The sequence below is a fragment of the Micromonospora sp. NBRC 110038 genome (genome assembly GCF_020884815.1).
Taxonomy (GTDB): domain Bacteria; phylum Actinomycetota; class Actinomycetes; order Mycobacteriales; family Micromonosporaceae; genus Micromonospora; species Micromonospora haikouensis.
Window position 1 is genome coordinate 323,312 of sequence record NZ_BBOL01000005.1, and the last position, 18,630, is coordinate 341,941.

Genomic DNA, 18,630 nt, shown 5'->3' on the forward strand with positions numbered 1-18,630 from the left:
AACCGGTGGCGGCGCGATCGCGTCCCACCGCGACCGGCAGGGTGTGAGGAATGAACTCGTACGGCGATCCCAGCTCCTCGCGCGGGCGGGCCCAGATACCGGGCGCCCACGGCGACCCGGGTGCGGGCCCGGCCGACGCGTACCGTCGCGGCGACGACGCCCGCGGCAGCTGGTCAGAGGGTACGGCACAGCCGGGCCGCGCCTCCGTGCCGCCCCGCGGCCAGGCTGCGGGTGGCCGCGCCTCGGTGGGTGGTTCGGCGGCGGTGCCGCCGCGTGCCGGCTCCGCAGCGGTGCCGCCGCGCGGCACAGCCGCCGCCGGCTCCGCCTCGGTGGGCTCCGCCTCGGTCGGGCGCGCGGGGGCCGGCCGGGCCTCGGTGCCCGTCTCCCCGGCGCCAGCTGCCGGGCGAGCCGGTGCGGGCCGGGCGTCTGTGCCGGTGTCCCCGGCGCCCGGTGGGCGGGCCAGCGTCGGCGCGGCGGCCGTCGGCGGGCTCGCCGGGCGGGCCTCCGTCGGTCGGGCCGGGGTGGCTTCCGTCCCTGGTGGTCCCGGCGGGCCTGGTGGTCCCGGCGGGCCGGTGGGCCCGGCCGGCGGGCGGAGCGGCCGGGGCGCCCGCGACCCGGGTGCGAGCGCGCGGGCGAAGAAGCGGCGGCGGATCAACATGATGATCGCCGGCTTCGCGGTCTTCATCATGCTCGCCGGCATCGGCGTCGTCAGCTTCACCTACTACTCGACGACCGTGGTGTTGCCCGCGCAGGTTCCCCTGCCGCTCTCCACGACGGTGTACGCGAAGGACAACAAGACGGTCCTGGCCAAGCTCGGCAGCGAGAACCGTCAGCTGGTCAAGATCACCGAGATCCCGGAGCACGTGCAGCACGCGGTGGCCGCGGCCGAGGACCGCAACTTCTACCGGCACTCCGGCGTCGACTACAAGGGCATCGCCCGCGCGGCCTGGAACAACCTCTCCGGCGGCGACAAGCAGGGCGCCTCGACGATCACCCAGCAGTACGCCCGTAACGCCTACGAGAACCTGAAGGACGACTCGTACGCCCGGAAGGTCAAGGAGGCGATCCTCGCCTCCAAGCTGAACGACAAGTACAGCAAGCCCGAGATCATGGAGCACTACCTCAACGTGATCTACTTCGGGCGCGGCGCGTACGGCATCGAGGCCGCGGCTCAGACCTACTTCGGCGTGCACACCAAGCAGCTCACCGTGGCCCAGGCGGCGGTGCTCGCCGGGCTGATCAAGCAGCCGGTCGCGAGCGACACCCACCAGGGATACGACCCGGCGGTCAACCCGGTCGACGCCAAGTCGCGCTGGACCTACGTGCTCGACGGCATGGCGGCCGAGGGCTGGATCGACGCGCCGAACACGCCGAAGCGGCCCACCGACGCCGAGTACCCGAAGACGCTCAGCCCCAAGAAGGCCGGCTCGGCGGCGTTCGGTGTGGCGAGCCCGCGCGGCAACGTGATCAACTACGTGCGGCAGGAGATGGACCAGTGGGGCATCTGCTCCGACAGCGGGGCGGCGGGCAAGATCAGCTGCGTTGACGCGCTGCGCGACGGCGGCTACCGCATCCAGACCACGATCGACCCGAAGCTCCAGACCGCTGCCGAGAACACCGCGATGCGGGCCAAGAAGAACTCGGAGCTCAACGACCAGCCCAAGAACCTGATGGCGGCGGTCGTCTCGATCGAGCCGAACTCCGGCCGGGTGCTCGCCTACTACGGCGGCGACAGCGGCGCGGACTTCGACTACGCGGGCAAGAACACCGACAAGAACGGCGATCTCGTCGGCGGGCACCAGCCCGGTTCGTCGTTCAAGGTCTACACGCTGGCTGCGGCGGTGAACGCCGGCATCTCGGTGAAGTCGCACTGGGATGCCACCCCGTTCAAGCCCGAGGGCTTCGATTCGCCGGTACAGAACGCCAACCGGGACGTGAGCCGGACCTGCGGCAAGTGGTGCACGCTGGAGTTCTCCACCATCCAGTCGTACAACGTGCCCTTCTTCCACGTCACCGAGAAGATCAAGCCGTCCGCCGTGCTGGACATGGCCAAGCAGGCCGGCGTATCCACGATCTGGACCGTCGACCCGCCGAAGGCGTACGACCTCAACAAGAACGACCCGAAGGATCTCGCCCCCAGCAAGTTCGACCGCGTCATCGGCTACGGCCAGTACCCGGTCACGGTGCTCGACCACGCCAACGGGCTGGCCACGCTCGCGAACGACGGCAAGTACAACAAGGCCCACTTCGTGATCAAGGTCGAGAAGCAGAACGTCGACACGGGCAAGTGGGAGATGGTCGCGAGCGAGAAGCTGAAGCCGCAGCAGCGGATCCGCGCCGACGTCGCGAAGGAGGTCACCGGCGTCCTCAAGCAGATCCCCGGCCCCAACAACCGGTCCCTGGACGGCGGTCGGGAGGCCGCAGCCAAGACCGGTACCTGGGAGTACGACAGCAGGCACAACGCGCACGCCTGGATGGTCGGGTACACCCCCCAGCTCGCCACCGCCGTCTGGGTGGGCAGCCGAGACCCGAAGAAGCCGCAGATCATCGACAAGGACGGCAACGACATCGGTGGCTCGAAGCTGCCCGGCGCCATCTGGCAGCGCTACATGAACGCGGCACTGAACGGCAAGGACAAGGAGAGCCTGCCGGCGGCCACCGGGATGGGTGACCAGGATGCCGGCAACGGCACCGAGCCGCCCCCGCCGCCGCCGACCACCCCCGAAGTGCCGAACTGCAACCCGCTGGACATCTTCTGCCAGCAGAACCCCACCAACCCCGGCCCCGGTGGCCCCAACAATCCTGGTGGCCCCGAGTCCCCGACCCCGCCGGGTGGTAACCCGACCGATCCACGACCAGGCGGAGGCAACGGGGGAGGCATTCTGCCGACGCTCGCACCCCGCGCGCGGGAGTAGCTGAGCGGTCACCACATCACGAACGGCGGTCGGACTTCACGTCCGGCCGCCGTTCGCGCCTCCGCTGCCCTTCGACCGGGACCGGTGACGAAACGATGAACCGGCGGTGAGTGCCTGAGAGAACCTTTCGGCAGCTGATGTCTTGGAGGTGCACCTTGCTCGGAAGAAGAACTGCTCAGGTGGGCGCTGTGCTGGCGCTCTGTCTTTCCACGGGACTGCTCGCGCCATCGGTGGCGAGTGCCGCGCCGTCCGCGCCGCACGGCGTGACCCCGGCGTCCGCCGTCGTCACCCCCGAGAACCTCGACCCGGAAGAGGGGACGATGATCTCGGATGCGGAGCTGCTGGCGACCGGGTGCGGCGCCACGTGCGACGGCAAGAACCCCGCGAGCTACAAGATCTACTCCAGTGGCTGTAGCACGTGCTACCACTACTGCGCTGACGATGCCGTGACCGCCAAGTCCAACACCGACGGCATCAACCTCGAGCTCCGGTACAGCCCGAGGTGCCGGACCGCCTGGGCCCGGGTCAGCTCGGACTTCTACTACCCGACGGTCAAGAGCTACTACACCAGCGGCGCGGTCCGGACCTCCTACAGCGGATTCGCCGGCGCCTACTACACGCCCATGGTCAACGACGCGGGCCTGCTCGCCCGGGCCGAGGCGTCGGCCGGCCCCACCACCTGGTGGACGGACAAGTACTGAGGCGACAGGTGACCCTGGTGGGGCGGCGGCCCGGAGGAACGACCGGGCCGCCGCCCCACTTTCGCTCAGGCCGTCGGGACGGCGGGAAGAGACGAACGGCGTACCCGCATCGTTCCCGGCGAGGCTCGGCGAACGGCCCCGGGCACCTGCGCGGGCTCGTCCACGTCCGGTGTCCTCCCGAGGTGACGCTGGAGGCTCTGGACGGCGGCGCAGGCGTCGATGCCGAGTTCCCGGGTGAGCCGGGCACTGAGCTGCTGCAGGACGTGCAGGGCCTCGCCGGTACGTGATCTGGCGTGGAGCGCCTCGGCCAACCGGCAGTGCAGGCCCTCGTGGTACGGGTAGCGCTGGACCCAGTGGTGTAGGTCGATCAGGATGCTGTTGTGCCGATGTCGACTGAACTCGACGTCGACCAGGCTTTCGACGGCGTTCAGTCGGGCTTCCTCCCACCCGATCGCGTCTCCGCGTAACGTCAGCGAGTCGATGTCCTGGAAGGCGGAGCCCTGCCAGAGGTCGAGGCCGCTGTGGAGACGTTCGGCCGCGCGATCAAGTTCGCCGAGTCGTCGAGCCTGCTCAGCTTCGGCGCAGAGCCGACGGAACCTGAGCCCGTCGACCTGTTCCTCGCGGACCTCCAGCAGGTAGCCGCCTCCGGTGCTGCGGATCCCCTGGCCAGGCGTGCGCCCCAGCAGGGCGCGGAGTCGGCCGATCCTGTTCTGCACCTGCTGGCGCGCGGTCTCCGGGGGATGATCCCAGGCGACGTCGATCAACCGGTCGATGGAGACCGTCCGGTTGGCGTCCAGCAGGAGAGCCGCGAGGAGGCTTCTGTTGCGTGGCCCCGAACACGACAGTGTCGATGATCCTGATTTGATTGTTAATGGACCAAGGAATGCGAATTTCAATTCATGCCCCCGTGCAGTATTGATGCGACCCTAGTCCAAGGTCACGCCAAGCATAGCCATTACTCGATGCTCGTCAAGCGACTTCGCAGCGTGGTCGGGCCGTGGGGGCGCGGCTGAGGCCGGCCAGGTGGCGGTGGGCCGGGCGCAGGCCGTCTGTCCCCGGCGGGCCGGACGCCCCGACGGCAACACGCCGTCGGGGCGCCCGCTGGGCAGCTCAGTATTTGCTGGTGCAATACATGATGGTCTTCTTGTCGTTCGCCTGATCAAGCTCGGAGTTGTACTGGTAGAAGCAGGCGCGGGCGAGCAGGCCCTTGTCGTTCGCCATGCTGGACCACGTTCCGGCGTACCCGGGGATGTCGTCGTACGTCGCGCGCAGGCGTCCGTCGGTGTAGTAGCTCTGGACCAGAACCCCGCTCATGTAGCCGATGCTTCCCGTCTGTCGGGCCCACGCGGTCCGGCACCAGGGGCTGTACCGAAGCTCGGCGTAGGTGGTCGAGGCCGCCGTGATCGCATCCTGGTAACAACTGCCGCTCCCAGTTCCCACGACCGCCGTGTAGGTCTGCGGGTCCTTGTTGTCGCAGGGGCTGCCACACCCCACGGTGGCTGCGGAAGCGCTGGCGGGAGCGAGGAGCACCGCGGCGACGGAGGCCGCGGCGGCCATGATGGCACCCGGCCTCGCCAGACGGTGGTGACTCGGCCCGTCGAATCCGGCTCGGGAGCGCAGGCCGCGGTTGAGGAACGGCATCGGCATGGTCCAATCACTTGAGCTGAATAATGGGCAGATCATGCAGGCAGGGGCCACCGTTCGATCATCGAACCGACACAGGCGGGGTCAGGCGGCCCGCCGGGCTCCAGTCGCTCGGCAACCTGCGGTCTAACGCCCGAAGCTCTCGTCCAGAACGCACTTGTGCGGCAGGATGCCATTCATGAGCATCCAGCCGACGGCCGGCACAGACGACGCTGGCACTGGTGACCACCCGTCCCGGTCGGACGGGTTCGTCCGTGGCGCATCCGAGCTGATCGGTGGCCCGCTGGGCGACCACGCGGTGGCGCTGGACCGGCCCGCCGACCGGGAGAGCCGGTTCTGGACGGCCGCCCGGATCGTGCTGGCCCTGGCCTGCCTGACCCTCGCCCTGCACTGGGTGCAGAAGTCCCCCTGCCAGGACGGCGCGTGGCAGAACAACATCCAGTACACGCGGATGTGCTACACCGACGTGCTGGCGCTCTACTACGCCGAGGGGCTCAACGAGGGCAAGGTGCCCTACCGGGACCACCCCGTCGAATACCCGGTGTTGACCGGTTACTTCATGGGTGCCCTCGGGCTGCCGGTGCACGCCCTCGGCGTCGACAACCCGGAGATCAACCAGGGGCAGTGGGCGTACAACGCCAACGCCCTGGTGCTCAGCGCCCTCGCCGTGGCGACCGTCGCGGTCATCCTCGCCCTGCGCCGCCGACGACCCTGGGACGCCGCCCTCTTCGCGCTGGCCCCGGCCCTGTTCCTCACCGCCACCGTCAACTGGGACCTGCTCGCCGTCGGGCTGGCCGCGTTCGGCTTCCTCGCCTGGGCCCGCAGCCGGCCGGCACTGGCCGGGGTGCTGCTCGGCCTGGCCGGCGCGGCCAAGATGTGGCCGCTGTTCGTCCTCGGGCCGATCCTCGTGCTCGCGCTGCGCGCCAACCGGATCCGCGCCGGCCTCACCGCCGTCGGCACGGCGCTCGTCGCCCTCGTCGCGGTCAACCTGCCGGCGGCAGTGCCCTACCGCGACAACTGGGACCGCTTCTTCGAGCTGAACACCACCCGGCCCATCGACTGGGGCACGCTCTGGTACATCGGGCGCTACCTCGACGGCAAGGTCAACACCGGTGGCCCCGGCTCGATGGGGCCGTTCGAGTGGCTCAACGCCAACATCCCCACCCTGAACTGGCTCTCGTACGCCCTGTTCGGGCTGGCCTGCCTCGGCGTCGCGGTGCTGGCCCTGCGCGCGCCGAAGCGGCCCCGGCTGGCGCAGCTCGCCTTCCTCGTCGTCGCCGCGTTCCTCATCTTCAGCAAGGTCTGGTCGCAGCAGTTCGTCCTCTGGCTGCTGCCGCTGGTCGTCCTCGCCCGCCCCAAGTGGGGTGCCTTCATCGCCTGGCAGGTCGCCGAGATCGGCTACTTCGCCGCCTTCTACGGGGAGCTGCTCGGCTCGGCGACCAGCCGCCCGGTCTTCCCCGAGGGGGTATTCGTGCTGGCGGCGACGCTGCGGCTGGGCACCGTCGCGCTGCTCTGCGTGCTGGTCGTGAAGGAGATCCTGCACCCCGAGCGCGACGCGGTGCGGGACACCTACGCCGACGACCCCGACGGCGGGGTGCTCGACGGCGCGCCGGACGCGCCCTGGGTGGACCGGTGGCGACGGCGACCCGAGCCCAGCGAGCCCGCCGCCGTGCCCGCCCCGACGGCGGCCTGACGGTGCTCGGCACGGCCCGGGCTTCCGGCCCGGGCCGGCCGCGTCTCGGGCCCGGCGCGGCAGCCGGGCGCGCCGTCAGAGGCGGAAGACCACCGCGTTGTCGACCTGCTCGCGGGTGATGCCGAGCGCGTCGACCGGGGCGTCGATCGTGGTGGCCCACGGCGTGCCGGCGATCCGGTCGCGCAGCACCACCACGTTGCGCACGCCCAGGGCACGCAGGTAGGTCACGCTCGCCTGGTCCGGGAACGTCTCGGTCGCCTTCCGGATCTCGATCTGCCGCTGCGGGGTGAAGCCGCTGCCGCCGTTGACCACGTCCTGGAACCGACTGGTCGACCACAGCATCACCAGCTGGTCCGGGCCCTGGTCGCTGGGCAGCACGAGCAGCGGGCCGTCCACCGACCGCATCGCGGCGGGCTGGACCGGCACCACCGGATGCGGGGTGACGTTGAGGCCCTCGGCGATCACCAGCAGCAGCGGCAGCACGGTGGCCAGCCGCAGCCACGGGCCCGGCCACGGCGGGACCCGCTCGGCGGCCCACTCGCGCACCCGGATCGCGAAGGCGCTGACCGCCCCGGCGGCGAGCAGCCCGAGCAGCAGCGTCGTCCAGAGCATCATCCGCCCCGGCGTGCGCAGGCCGTTCCAGCCCGGCAGATACTCGAACAGCAGACCGTAGGTGAAGGTGCCGCCGAAGAACCGGGTGCCCATGGCCAGGACCGCCGTCACCACCACCCCGGCGAGCAGCAGCAGCCTGTGCCGCAGCCGCCACACCGAGAAGAACAGCCCGCCCGCCGCCAGCGCGTAGAGCACGAAGCCGGGCAGCAGGGTCATCTCCGGGGAGTTCCAGGGCAGCCCGGCGCGCGCCCCTTCGTGCAGCGTGCCCCAGACGCGGGACTCGGCCGGTGCGGTGAAGAAGCCCGCAAGCGGCGGCGAGTAGATGCCGACGTCGTCGAGGGTGCGGGCCGCGTTCGGGTGCAGCTCGGCGACCTTGAAGTAGGGGACGGCCAGCAGGGCGCCCACCCCCGCGAAGAGCAGCGCGCCGACGACGTCGGCGACGAGCAGCCGCACCCCGAACGGCCGCCGCACCGACCGGCGCCGGACGAACCAGGTCACGGTGGCGACGAGCGTCACCACCGCCAGCACGTACGCGAACGGCAGCCCGATGCCGAAGCCCAGGCTCAGCTGCCAGGCGGCCACCACCCACCCGGCGTACGCCCACCCGGCGTGCCGCCGCTCGGGGCGGTAGCCGTGGCGCAGCGACCAGCCGTGCCCGCGGGCCAGCATGGCCAGCGCCAGCGGGATGCCGCCGTTGGAGATGATGTGCAGGTGCCCCGCCTGGGCGAGCAGCCAGGGGGCGTACGCGTAGCCGACCCCGGCCACCGCAGCGCCCGCTCGCCCCGCCCCGAGCTGCCGCGCCAGCACGTACGCCCCGAGCGTGGCGAGCGCGTGGGCCAGCACGAACATGATGTTGTAGCGGAGCAGGGCCGCCTCGGGACCAGTGCCGATCATGCCGGCCGGCGCGTACCCGAGCAGGGTGTCGGAGAAGGCGAAGCTCCACGGCTCCGGGAAGAACGTGTTGGAGTGCCACAGCTGCGCGGGGTTGGTCTTCAGGATGTGCCCCGACCAGGCCATCTGCCAGGTCTGGAGGCTCGGGTCCCAGTAGTCCTGCGGAAGCGTGTGGCGCGGGTAGCGCAGCGTCGGCCAGGTGAGCGCGACGGCCAGCGCCAGCGAGCCCAGCACGGCCAGGGTCCACTCGTGGACGCCGAAACGGCCGACCGCGCGCAGCCCGCGCCGCAGTCGACCCGGCACCGGCTCCGGGGCGGGGGCGAACGCCTCCCAGCGGTCCGGCTTCCCGCCCTCCTTGCCGCTGCTGTCGTCCTTCGTGCCGTCGCCGTCCCTGGAACCGCCGGCGTCGGTGTCGCCGCCCTTCGCGCTGCTGGCGTCCTCGGTGCCGCCGTCCTTCCCGGGCTCGCCGTCCTTTCGGGCGTCCTGGTCGCCGGAGGTGGTGGCCTTCCCGGCGGTCTCGCCGACGGCCGGCTCGGTCCCGGCTGTCCCGCCCGCGGCCGGCTCCGTGCCGGTGGCGTCCGGCCCGGCCGCGTCCGCCGCGGGGGCGCCGGCCGTGGTCGGCTTCGTCGCGGCGGTGGCCTCGTCCGTGGCGCCGGACTGCTCGGTCGTCATGCGGCCGGGCTCCCCACGGCGAGTCGGTCGCGTAGGAAGGTGATGTCCGCACCCTGACCGTCCACGCCGCCGGGGGTCTCCACGATCGCCGGGGCGCCCGCCGCGCGGATCACGGCCACCACCAGCTCCGGGTCGATGGTGCCGCCGTCGAGGTTGTCGTGCCTGTCCCGCCCCGAACCGAACGTGTCCTTCGAGTTGTTGGCGTGCACCAGGTCGATCCGCCCGGTGATCGCCTTCACGCGGTCGACCAGGTCGAGCAGCTCCTCACCCCCGGCGTGCGCGTGACAGGTGTCGAGGCAGAAGCCCACCTCGTAGTCGCCGAGCGCGTCCCAGAGCCGGGCCAGCGCGTCGAGGCGTCGGGCGCAGGCGTTGTCCCCACCTGCGGTGTTCTCGATCAGCACCGGCAGGGCGAAGCCCCCGGCGTCCGCCGCGTACGCGAAGGTCTTGCGCCAGTTGTCGAACCCGACCGCCAGGTCGTCGCCCGCGTTGACGTGCCCGCCGTGCACGATCAGGCCCTTCGCGCCGATCTCCGCCGCCGCCGTGGCGTGGCCGAGCAGCAGCTTCCGGCTCGGGATGCGGATCCGGTTGTTCAGCGTCGCCACGTTGATGACGTACGGCGCATGGACGTAGAGGTCGACCTCGGCGGCGCGCAACCGGTCGGCGTCCTCCCTGGGTTTCGGGGCCTTCCAGCCCTGCGGATCGGAGAGGAAGAACTGCACGGCGTCGGCGGCTCGGGCGGTGGCCTCGGACAGCGGGTCGGCGGAATCGACGTGGGCTCCGATACGCATGCAGGCGAGCCTACGTCGAGGCACCGACGTGCGGGGCGACGGAGCGGCCGGGTCGCGGTGTCGGTCGGGTCGCGGTGTCGGTCGGCGGGTCGACCGGTCGTCACCCGGCCGGCCCGCCGGTCGTTGGTCCGGGTGGGATCGACGGCGGGCCTTCTGCCGATCATCGGGCAAAAGTGCTGATTCTCTCCACACGTGACGAAATCGTTGTACGGTCGGATAACAACACAAGAAGCTCCGCGGGGCGTTTCGGTCCAACCTCATCGGTGTGGTCGTTCCTCCCCAGGTCCCACCCAAGGAATGCGGACGGGACGCCCCGCGGCCTCGTGACCGGGGGCCGGGTTCGACGCGCGTCGTCGGCCCGGCCCCCGGTTCCCGTACGCGCGCCCCTGCCCGCCGCCGGGTCGCGTCCCGGCGGCGGCGCGGGAACCGCCGACGTCGACCTGCCCGGGCATGATCGTCCGGGCCGGGTATCCTGGTCCGGTTGTCCGCGTCCGGCTGGGTTCCCCCGGTCCGGAGCGGTCACGACGCCAGACCTCCTGCCACGGAAGGACCGTGGCCGCCTAGCCCACAGGAGGTGAGCACGTCTTGCGTCATTACGAGATCATGGTGATCCTCGACCCCAGCCTCGAGGAGCGCACCGTCGCCCCGTCGCTCGACACGTACCTGAACGTGATCCGGACCGCGGGTGGCTCGGTCGAGAAGACCGACGTATGGGGCCGCCGGCGCCTCGCGTACGAGATCAACAAGAAGGCCGAGGGCATCTACGCTGTCGTCGACCTGCAGGCCACGCCTGCGGCGGTGGCCGAGCTGGATCGTCAGCTGCGGCTCAACGAGTCCGTGCTGCGCACCAAGGTCATCCGGCCGGAGACGCGCTAACAGTCCACCCGGTTCACCACCCGGATCAGCCTCATCGAGGTTGTCGTAGGGCCCTGAGAGCCTGTACGGCGAACGATGAGTGCGCGAGGAGATGGTCATGGCAGGAGACACCACCATCACGGTCATCGGCAATCTGACCGATGACCCCGAGTTGCGTTTCACCCCTTCGGGGGCCGCGGTCGCCAAGTTCCGGGTCGCCTCGACGCCCCGGTTCATGGACAAGGCGTCCGGCGAGTGGAAGGACGGCGAGCCGCTGTTCCTCGCGTGCACGGTCTGGCGGCAGGCCGCCGAGCACGTCGCCGAGTCGCTGCAGCGCGGTGCCCGGGTGATCGTGTCGGGCCGGCTGCGTCAGCGGTCCTACGAGACCCGCGAGGGTGAGAAGCGCACCGTCATCGAGCTGGAGGTCGACGAGATCGGCCCGTCCCTGCGCTACGCCACGGCGAAGGTGCAGAAGATGTCCCGCTCCGGTGGCGGCGGCTTCGGCGGTGGCGGTGGTGGCAACCAGGGCGGCGGCGGAGGCAACTTCGACGACCCCTGGGCCTCGGCTGCGCCGGCTCCCTCGCGCGGTGGTTCGGGTGGCGGCAACTTCGACGAGGAGCCTCCGTTCTAATGGCGCCGAGCGCCCGCGATCGCAAACCAGGAGCCCGAGCAATGGCCAAGGCCGCTGCACTTCGCAAACCAAAGAAGAAGGTGAACCCGCTCGACAAGGACGGGATCACGTACATCGATTACAAGGACACCGCGCTGCTGCGCAAGTTCATCTCCGACCGCGGCAAGATCCGCGCTCGGCGGGTGACCGGCGTGACCTCGCAGCAGCAGCGGCAGATCGCCCGCGCGGTCAAGAACGCCCGCGAGATGGCGCTCCTGCCGTACACGGCCACGGCCCGCTGAGAGGAGGCACCGATATGAAGATCATCCTGACTCAGGAGGTGTCCGGCCTCGGTGCCCCGGGCGACATCGTCGAGGTCAAGAACGGCTACGGCCGTAACTACCTGCTCCCGCAGGGCTTCGCGATCGCCTGGACCAAGGGCGCGGAGAAGCAGGTCACGGTCATCAAGCGGGCCCGCTCGGCCCGCGAGATCCGCGACCTCGGCCACGCCAACGAGGTCAAGGCCCAGCTCGAGGGCCTCAAGGTCAGCCTGAAGGCCCGCGCCGGCGACGGCGGGCGGCTCTTCGGCTCGGTCACCCCGGCCGAGATCGTCGATGCCGTCAAGGCGGCCGGCGGCCCGGCCCTCGACCGTCGACGGCTGGAGACGCCCGGCCACATCAAGTCGCTCGGCGCGTACCCGGTCAGCATCAGGCTGCACCCCGAGGTGACCGCCAAGTTCGACCTGAACGTCGTCCAGGGCTGACACCCGACAGCACCACGCGAAGGGCCCGCACCGGATCGCCGGTGCGGGCCCTTCCGCTTCGACGGGTGGACGATCCCGCTCGGCCGGCGGCGCAGGCAGACGATCCGCTCAACCGTGGAAGGCGCGAGCAGACGGACGGCCCGCTCTGCGGCGGAGTGTCGCCGAGCGTGCGGCCTCGGTCAGCCGATGGGCTGGCCGGTCACCGCGCTGATCATCACCGTCGACAGCCCGCCGCCGACGACGGCTGCCGCCAGCGCCACCGTCGCCGACCGCCACGTCGTGCCGACCCGCCGCAGCAGCAGCGCGACCAGGAGGCTGCTGGCCAGCGCCAGGCCGAACCGGGGTGCCCCGTTCACCAGCGAGCCGATGGCGTGCGACCGTGGCGAGTCGCAGCCGCCACCGCTGATGTCCGTCACGCAGCCGGCCGGTGCCTGCCCGTCCAGCGTCAGCAGCCAGACGAAGACCAGCACCGCCGGCAGCAGATAGCACGCCGCCGTGTAGACCAACGGCCGGAACGGCCCGCCCGGATCCGGGTCGAGCAGGTCGTCTTCGAGACGACGGTTCCAGGACCTGGCGGGTGTCGACTCTGCCCGCCGACGGGACGGCACGTCCGCCGTCCGCGCGCCGACCGGCTCGCCCCTCCGCCGGGCCGGCTCCGCCCGGCGCCGTGGCGCCGACCGCGGCCGGGGGGCGGTGTACGGCACCACCGGTGACCGCGGCGCGGACGCCGGCGCGTCCATCCACCGGGGATCGTCGCCCGCGAGCCGGGTGCCCGACCAGAACCCCTCCACGTGCTCCGGCCAGGACCATCCCTCGATCGAGCCGTCCCCGGACCGGGGCTCCACCGACCGATCCCACCGTTGCCCGTCGTCGACCCGGCCCCACTGCCCCGTCTCGGTGGTCGACCGTTCCCGCCGCCCGGTCTCCCCGGCCCGGTCCCAGCGGCCGATCTCCCCGGTCTGGTCCCACCGGCCGACGTCCCCGGTCTCCTCCCACCGGCCGATCTCCCCGGTGCGGTCCCACCGCCCGATGTCGCCGATGTCGCCGATCTCGCCGGTCTGGTCCCAGCGGGCCGCGCCGTCGGGTGACTCCCACCGGCTCTCGACCGCCGACCGGTCCCACGCGTGCACGCCGGAGGCGTCCCACGGGTCCACCGCCGGCTGGTAGGAGGGCGCCTCGCTGCTGGTCTCCGGCGCGTCCGCGGAGCCCCGCTCCCACGGGTCCACGGCCGGTCGTGCGGACCAGGTGTCCGCGCCCGCCCGGCGGCTGCGGCGGGTCCGCCGCCCCCCACCCTCCGTCGCGTCCGCGCCGGTCGCGGTGCCCACGTCCTCCAGGCCCGACCAGACCACCTGGGGGCGGCGCGACGACGACCGGCGGGGGCGGGCCGCCCGCGCCGCGCCGGACACCGGATCGTCCTCGTCGGCCCGCCTGCTGCCCACGTAACCCTCGTCGCGGGAAGGCTCGTCGCGCCAGCCACCGGGCCGCTCGGGCTCCGGGGCCGCGCCGATCGCGGGCACGTCTCGCCATCCGCCGGGCCGCTCCCGCTCGGGGGCCGCCTCGATCGCGGGCACGTCCCGCCACGTCGTCTCGCTGACGCGCCGCCAACTGGTGGTCGTCTCGGTGGTGCGCCAGCCCGAGCCCGAGCGGGGCCGGACGTCGTCATCGTCGTCGTCGGGGGCCGCGTGTCGACCCCCGCCGTCGGCCCGCTCGACACCCGAGTCCAGCGCCCACCGCGGCAGGTAGGTCTCGACCGGCTCCTGCTGACCACGGCGCGCGGCCCGGCGGCGGCTCGGGGTGCGGTAGCGCTCGACGGCCGAGCTGGGCGGGTCGACCGGAGGCTGGTCGCCGGAGGCGTCCCACGGGAGGCTTGCCTGCCACTCGCGCGGGCTGCCCTCCCCGCGTCCCCAGTCCCGGTGTCTCACGGCCGGAGCGTGACCCTTCTGAACCGAAAGTGCAATCCGCTGTCCAGGTGTAGCCGTTTGCAGGAGATAGTACGGGACGAAGCGCCGGGGAAGCTCACCAGAAATTTCTCCTCCACAGGGTGGGGACGGTGTTTGCGCAGGTCACGGCGGTTCGGGCCAGAATTCCCCAACACTTATCCACAACCTGTGCACACCCTGCGCACATGTTGTCCACCGGCGTCCACAGGTTGTCCCAAGGCTCGTCCACCGGCCTGGTTGAGTCGCTGACCTCGGGTTCCGTATGGTTGCCTCTCGACCGACGGTGCGATGACCCCCCGATCGACCCGACCGGTCCGATCGGACGTCGTCGTGCCCGGCGGCGGAGCGGTAGTCCATGCCGACGCAGCGGAGGGGGGATCCCGTGTCGGTCACCGACGACATGCGGACGGAACCACGGGGCGGCGGCCAGCCACCGGCACCCGCGCAGCGGGACGGCCAGTTCGAGAAGACCCCACCCCAGGACGTCGCCGCGGAGCAGTGCGTCCTCGGCGGCATGCTGCTGTCCAAGGACGCCATCGCCGACGTCGTCGAAATCCTGAAGTCCACCGACTTCTACCGACCGGTGCACGCCACGATCTTCGACGCCATCCTCGACATCTACGGCCGGGGCGAGCCCGCCGACGCGATCACGGTGGCCGCCGCCCTGGCCGACTCGGGCGACCTCGCCCGCATCGGCGGCGCGCCCTACCTGCACACCCTCATCGCGACCGTCCCCACCGCCGCCAACGCCGCCTACTACGCCCGCATCGTCGGGGAGCGGGCCGTGCTCCGCCGCCTCGTCGAGGCCGGCACCAAGATCGTGCAGCTCGGGTACGGCACCGGCAACAACGGCAGCCGCGACGTCGACGACATCGTCGACCTCGCGCAGCAGGCGGTCTACGAGATCACCGAGCGCCGGGTCAGCGAGGACTTCGCCATCCTCGCGGACATGCTCCAGCCGACCCTCGACGAGATCGAGGCGGTGGGCGCCCAGGGCGGCGTCATGACCGGCGTGCCGACCGGCTTCACCGACCTCGACCGGCTGCTCAACGGCCTGCACCCCGGTCAGCTGATCATCGTGGCCGGCCGACCCGGTCTGGGCAAGGCGCTCGCGCTCGACACCCCGCTGCCCACCCCCGACGGCTGGACCACGATGGGCGAGGTGGCGGTCGGTGACCGGCTCCTCGCCGCGGACGGCACACCGACCACCGTCACGGCCGCCTTCGAGGTGCGGCACGACCGCCCCTGCTACGAGGTCGAGTTCTCCGACGGCTCGGTCGTCGTGGCCGACGCCGAGCACCTGTGGCGGACCACCGCCGCCCAGGACGCGGTGACGACCGCCCGGATCGCCGCCACGCTGCACATCGACGCGGCGGGCCGGCAACCCCGCCACGCCGTCGGGAACTGCGCGCCGCTGCGGCTGCCCGAGCGGGATCTCGCCGTCGCGCCGTACACCCTCGGGGTGGGCGTCGGCGAGGGCAGCGCCGAGCCGCACCTCCCGCCGGAGTACCTCCGCGCGTCGGAGGACCAGCGCCGGGAACTGCTCGCGGGCCTGATGGACGCCGCCGGGACGGTGCGCCCCGACGGGACCCTCCGGTACGTTTCGACCTCCCGCCGGTTGGCCGGCTGCGTCCGGGAACTCGTGGTCGGCCTCGGCTACCAGTGCACCATCGACGAGCAGCCGGCACGGGAGGGCTCGCCCGCCGCGTACACCGTGGACTTCTCGACGCCCGACACCGTCTTCCGCCTGGCGGACAGGCGGGCGGCGCACGCCGCGCGGCAGCGGACGGCCCCGGACGCCCGCGCCCGGTTCATCGTCGACGTCCGGCCGGTGCCGAGCGTCCCGGTCCGCTGCGTGACGGTGGACAACCCGGACCACCTCTACCTGGCCGGCCGGTCCATGATCCCGACGCACAACAGCACCGCGAGCATGGACTTCGCCCGGAACGCGGCCATCCGGGCCAACCAGGCGTCGGCGATCTTCTCGCTCGAAATGAGCAAGGTCGAGATCGTCATGCGACTGCTCTCGGCGGAGGCCCGCGTCCCGCTGCACGTGCTGCGCAGCGGCCAGCTCTCCGACGACGACTGGACCAAGCTGGCCCGTTGCATGGGTGAGATCAGCGAGGCGCCGCTCTTCGTCGACGACACGCCGAGCATGAACCTGATGGAGATCCGGGCGAAGGCGCGTCGGCTCAAGCAGAAGCACGACCTGAAGCTGATCGTCGTCGACTATCTCCAGCTCATGACGTCGCCGAAGCGCACCGAGAGCCGGCAGCAGGAGGTCGCGGACCTGTCCCGTGGCCTCAAGCTGCTTGCCAAGGAGGTCGAGTGCCCGGTGATCGCGGTGAGTCAGCTGAACCGTGGCCCGGAGCAGCGTACGGACAAGCGACCGCAGTTGTCCGATTTGCGAGAATCCGGCTCGATTGAGCAGGATGCTGACGTAGTAATCCTTTTGCACCGAGATGACTATTACGACAAGGAGTCGCCGCGCGCCGGGGAGGCGGACTTCATCGTCGCCAAGCACCGAAACGGGCCGACCGATTCGATCACCGTGGCCGCGCAGCTCCACCTGTCCCGCTTCGTCGACATGGCGATCGTCTGAGCCGGCGCGGCACCCTCCGGCCTGGCCGCTTCCCAGTGACCCGGCCGCCCAGTCGGTTCAGCCGATCAGCGGGAACCAGCCGGCGGCCTCGCCCAACTCCCACCGGTCCCGGTCGGTCAGCGGCACCCGGCCGGCAGCCTTGAGCAGGAAGTCCCGGTCGTCCCAGCCGACGGGCCGGACGGCGTCGTCGCTGAGCAGCCCGCAGAGGCTCGCCACCGCGAGCCGGACGGGCAACGCGGCCGGTGGCGGGGCGTCGGGCAGGTCGACGATCAGGTCGAGGTGGTGCACGACCGCCTCGGTGGTGAGGGTGGCCAGCAGGTCCGGCACCCGCAGCACGTGGCCCTGCGTGGTGACGAAGCCGGCCGGGTCGGCCGCGGCGGCGGCGCGCACGGCGGCGGGGGCCGTGTCGGCCCAGACCCGGACCACCCCGCTCGGGCGCTCGAACGCGGCGGCCGAGCGCCGGACCCACGAGGCGTGCCGGCCACCGCTGCCGGCCTCGTCGCGGGCCGCCCGCCGACCGGTCCCGGTGCCGTCGGCCGGGGCGGTGACGGCCCGCCAGTAGGAGACGTCGTCGCAGTCGGCCGGCCCGTCGGCGGGGCTGGCGAGCGCCACCAGTGCCCGCTGCGCGTCACAGAGCACGTGGAACAGCAGGTCGGCGACGAGCCAGCCCCGGCACCGGGTGGGCCGTTGCAGGCCGGCGTCGTCGAGCGGGGCCACGACGTCGGTGATCCCCGCGTACGCCTGCGCCAGCGCCTCGGGCTGCGAAACGGCCGTCATGGACGCAGCCTCGCACGCCGGGCGTCTCCTGGCATGTCGGCGACGTGGGGCGGTCACCAGGACCGGATCTGCCCCACGTCGCCTGAACGGGTCAGTCGAAGAGTTCGCCGAGGAAGCCGTGGTGCTTCTTGCGGCGGTAGTGGCCGTGGTAGCCGTAGTGCGGCTGGGCGTGCCCGCCGTACGCGGGGGCGGGCGGCGGGTAGCCGTGCGTCGGGGGCGGCGGCGGGGGCGGGGGCACCGCGCCGTAGCCCGGCTGGGGGGCGGGAGGTGGAGGCGGCGGGTATGCGCCGGGCGCCTGCGCCGGCCGGGCCTGGTTCGGGGCGCCCGCCGACTGCTGCCGGTTCCAGTTCGCCTCGGCCTCGAACAGCTTCTCCAGTTCGCCGCGGTCGAGGAAGATCCCCCGACATTCGCCGCACTGGTCGATGACGACTCCGCTGCGCTCGTACTGGCGCATGTCTCCGTGACACTTGGGACAGGTGAGCTGCATTACCCGAAGGTACCCGGTCAAGTCACCCGATTGCCGCGAGCGCGTTGGTCACCTCGTCGTCGGACACCTCGTGGAAGTCGAAGTAGTAGGCGCCGACCGCGCCGAAGTCGGCGGGCCGCTCGGCGCAGACGACCTCGTCGGCCTCGGCGGCGAGCATCTCGTACGCCTGCTGCGAGCCGACGGGCACCGCGACGACCACCCGGCGGGCGCCGAGGTGCCGGGCCACCTGGACGGCGGCGCGGGCGGTCGCCCCGGTGGCCAGGCCGTCGTCGACGACGACGGCGGTGCGGCCGGTCAGGTCGAGCGGGGGTCGCCCGGCCCGGTAGCGCTGCTCGCGGCGTTCCAGTTCCGCCTGCTCACGGCGCTGCACGTCGGCGACCTCGCCGGCGTCGAGCCGGGCGGCCACCGTCTCGTTGAGCACCCGCACGCCGTTGGGGCCGAGCGCGCCGAAGGCGACCTCGGGGGCCAGGGGCAGGCCGAGCTTGCGGACCACCAGCACGTCGAGGGGGACGCCGAGCCGCTCGGCGACCACCCGGGCCACGGGCACGCCGCCCCGGACGAGCCCGAGCACGGTGACGTCGGAGTGCCCGACGAGGCCGGCGAGCCGGTCGGCGAGGACCCGGCCGGCGTCTTCCCGGTCGTGGAAGGTCGTCGTCATACCTCAGGTGTACGCCGTGCCG

General features: G+C 72.0%; 16 protein-coding genes. 8 read left to right on the top strand and 8 right to left on the bottom strand.

The features are described from left to right. Positions 1 to 50: 50 nt before the first annotated feature. Positions 51 to 2,915: a transglycosylase domain-containing protein gene (locus LPU61_RS19805; protein ID WP_229405712.1), complete on the top strand. Its 2,865-nt coding sequence runs from the start codon at positions 51 to 53 to the stop codon at positions 2,913 to 2,915. A 179-nt stretch (positions 2,916 to 3,094) separates the two neighbouring features. Further along, a complete protein-coding gene (locus LPU61_RS19810; RefSeq protein WP_158499144.1) occupies positions 3,095 to 3,616 on the top strand; it encodes a DUF2690 domain-containing protein in 522 nt (173 codons plus the stop codon). 65 nt (positions 3,617 to 3,681) lie between these two features. Here LPU61_RS19810 and LPU61_RS19815 read toward each other — a convergent pair whose 3' ends face one another. After that, a complete protein-coding gene (locus LPU61_RS19815) occupies positions 3,682 to 4,512 on the bottom strand; it encodes an AfsR/SARP family transcriptional regulator (protein ID WP_082106116.1) in 831 nt (276 codons plus the stop codon). Between the two features lie 214 nt (positions 4,513 to 4,726). After that, complete coding sequence (locus LPU61_RS19820) at positions 4,727 to 5,299, bottom strand: DUF2690 domain-containing protein (protein ID WP_082106115.1); 573 nt, start codon at positions 5,297 to 5,299, stop codon at positions 4,727 to 4,729. A gap of 139 nt (positions 5,300 to 5,438) precedes the next feature. On the opposite strand from LPU61_RS19820, the gene LPU61_RS19825 reads away from it, so the two are divergent. Then, positions 5,439 to 6,953 carry a glycosyltransferase family 87 protein gene (locus LPU61_RS19825; RefSeq protein ID WP_043960968.1) on the top strand — a complete coding sequence of 505 codons (1,515 nt, stop codon included), beginning with the start codon at positions 5,439 to 5,441 and terminating at the stop codon, positions 6,951 to 6,953. Between the two features lie 75 nt (positions 6,954 to 7,028). Here LPU61_RS19825 and LPU61_RS19830 read toward each other — a convergent pair whose 3' ends face one another. Further along, positions 7,029 to 9,128, bottom strand: a complete 2,100-nt coding sequence (locus tag LPU61_RS19830; protein WP_229405713.1) for a hypothetical protein — start codon at positions 9,126 to 9,128, stop codon at positions 7,029 to 7,031. Continuing rightward, a complete protein-coding gene (locus LPU61_RS19835) occupies positions 9,125 to 9,916 on the bottom strand; it encodes a deoxyribonuclease IV (RefSeq protein ID WP_043960966.1) in 792 nt (263 codons plus the stop codon). Before LPU61_RS19835 ends, LPU61_RS19830 begins: the two co-directional genes overlap by 4 nt. A gap of 585 nt (positions 9,917 to 10,501) precedes the next feature. On the opposite strand from LPU61_RS19835, the gene rpsF reads away from it, so the two are divergent. The 4 genes from rpsF (at position 10,502) to rplI (ending at position 12,144) form a co-directional block, all read left to right on the top strand. Next, a complete protein-coding gene (rpsF, locus tag LPU61_RS19840; RefSeq protein ID WP_043960965.1) occupies positions 10,502 to 10,792 on the top strand; it encodes a 30S ribosomal protein S6 in 291 nt (96 codons plus the stop codon). Between the two features lie 79 nt (positions 10,793 to 10,871). Then, the gene (locus tag LPU61_RS19845; RefSeq protein WP_176734099.1) at positions 10,872 to 11,402 is read left to right on the top strand and encodes a single-stranded DNA-binding protein; all 531 of its coding nucleotides are present in this window, start codon (positions 10,872 to 10,874) and stop codon (positions 11,400 to 11,402) included. A 41-nt stretch (positions 11,403 to 11,443) separates the two neighbouring features. Further along, positions 11,444 to 11,683, top strand: coding sequence for a 30S ribosomal protein S18 (gene rpsR, locus LPU61_RS19850; RefSeq protein WP_007073789.1), 240 nt, complete (start codon positions 11,444 to 11,446; stop codon positions 11,681 to 11,683). Between the two features lie 14 nt (positions 11,684 to 11,697). After that, positions 11,698 to 12,144: a 50S ribosomal protein L9 gene (rplI, locus tag LPU61_RS19855; RefSeq protein WP_007073788.1), complete on the top strand. Its 447-nt coding sequence runs from the start codon at positions 11,698 to 11,700 to the stop codon at positions 12,142 to 12,144. A gap of 179 nt (positions 12,145 to 12,323) precedes the next feature. Here rplI and LPU61_RS19860 read toward each other — a convergent pair whose 3' ends face one another. After that, the gene (locus tag LPU61_RS19860; protein WP_229405714.1) at positions 12,324 to 14,066 is read right to left on the bottom strand and encodes a hypothetical protein; all 1,743 of its coding nucleotides are present in this window, start codon (positions 14,064 to 14,066) and stop codon (positions 12,324 to 12,326) included. 373 nt (positions 14,067 to 14,439) lie between these two features. Between LPU61_RS19860 and dnaB the strand changes: the two genes are divergently transcribed. Continuing rightward, on the top strand, positions 14,440 to 16,686 hold the full coding sequence (gene dnaB / locus LPU61_RS19865; protein ID WP_374199696.1) for a replicative DNA helicase: 2,247 nt from the start codon (positions 14,440 to 14,442) through the stop codon (positions 16,684 to 16,686). A 57-nt stretch (positions 16,687 to 16,743) separates the two neighbouring features. Here the strand turns inward: dnaB and LPU61_RS19870 are convergent, their stop codons facing one another. The 3 genes from LPU61_RS19870 to LPU61_RS19880 all read right to left on the bottom strand — a co-directional run bounded on the left by LPU61_RS19870 (position 16,744) and on the right by LPU61_RS19880 (position 18,608). Next, on the bottom strand, positions 16,744 to 17,463 hold the full coding sequence (locus LPU61_RS19870; protein ID WP_229405715.1) for a maleylpyruvate isomerase N-terminal domain-containing protein: 720 nt from the start codon (positions 17,461 to 17,463) through the stop codon (positions 16,744 to 16,746). Between the two features lie 91 nt (positions 17,464 to 17,554). Next, entirely contained in the window at positions 17,555 to 17,950 is a 396-nt protein-coding gene (locus LPU61_RS19875; RefSeq protein WP_043960956.1) for a zf-TFIIB domain-containing protein, read from the bottom strand. A gap of 22 nt (positions 17,951 to 17,972) precedes the next feature. Beyond that, complete coding sequence (locus LPU61_RS19880) at positions 17,973 to 18,608, bottom strand: phosphoribosyltransferase (protein ID WP_043960954.1); 636 nt, start codon at positions 18,606 to 18,608, stop codon at positions 17,973 to 17,975. Positions 18,609 to 18,630: the final 22 nt, after the last annotated feature.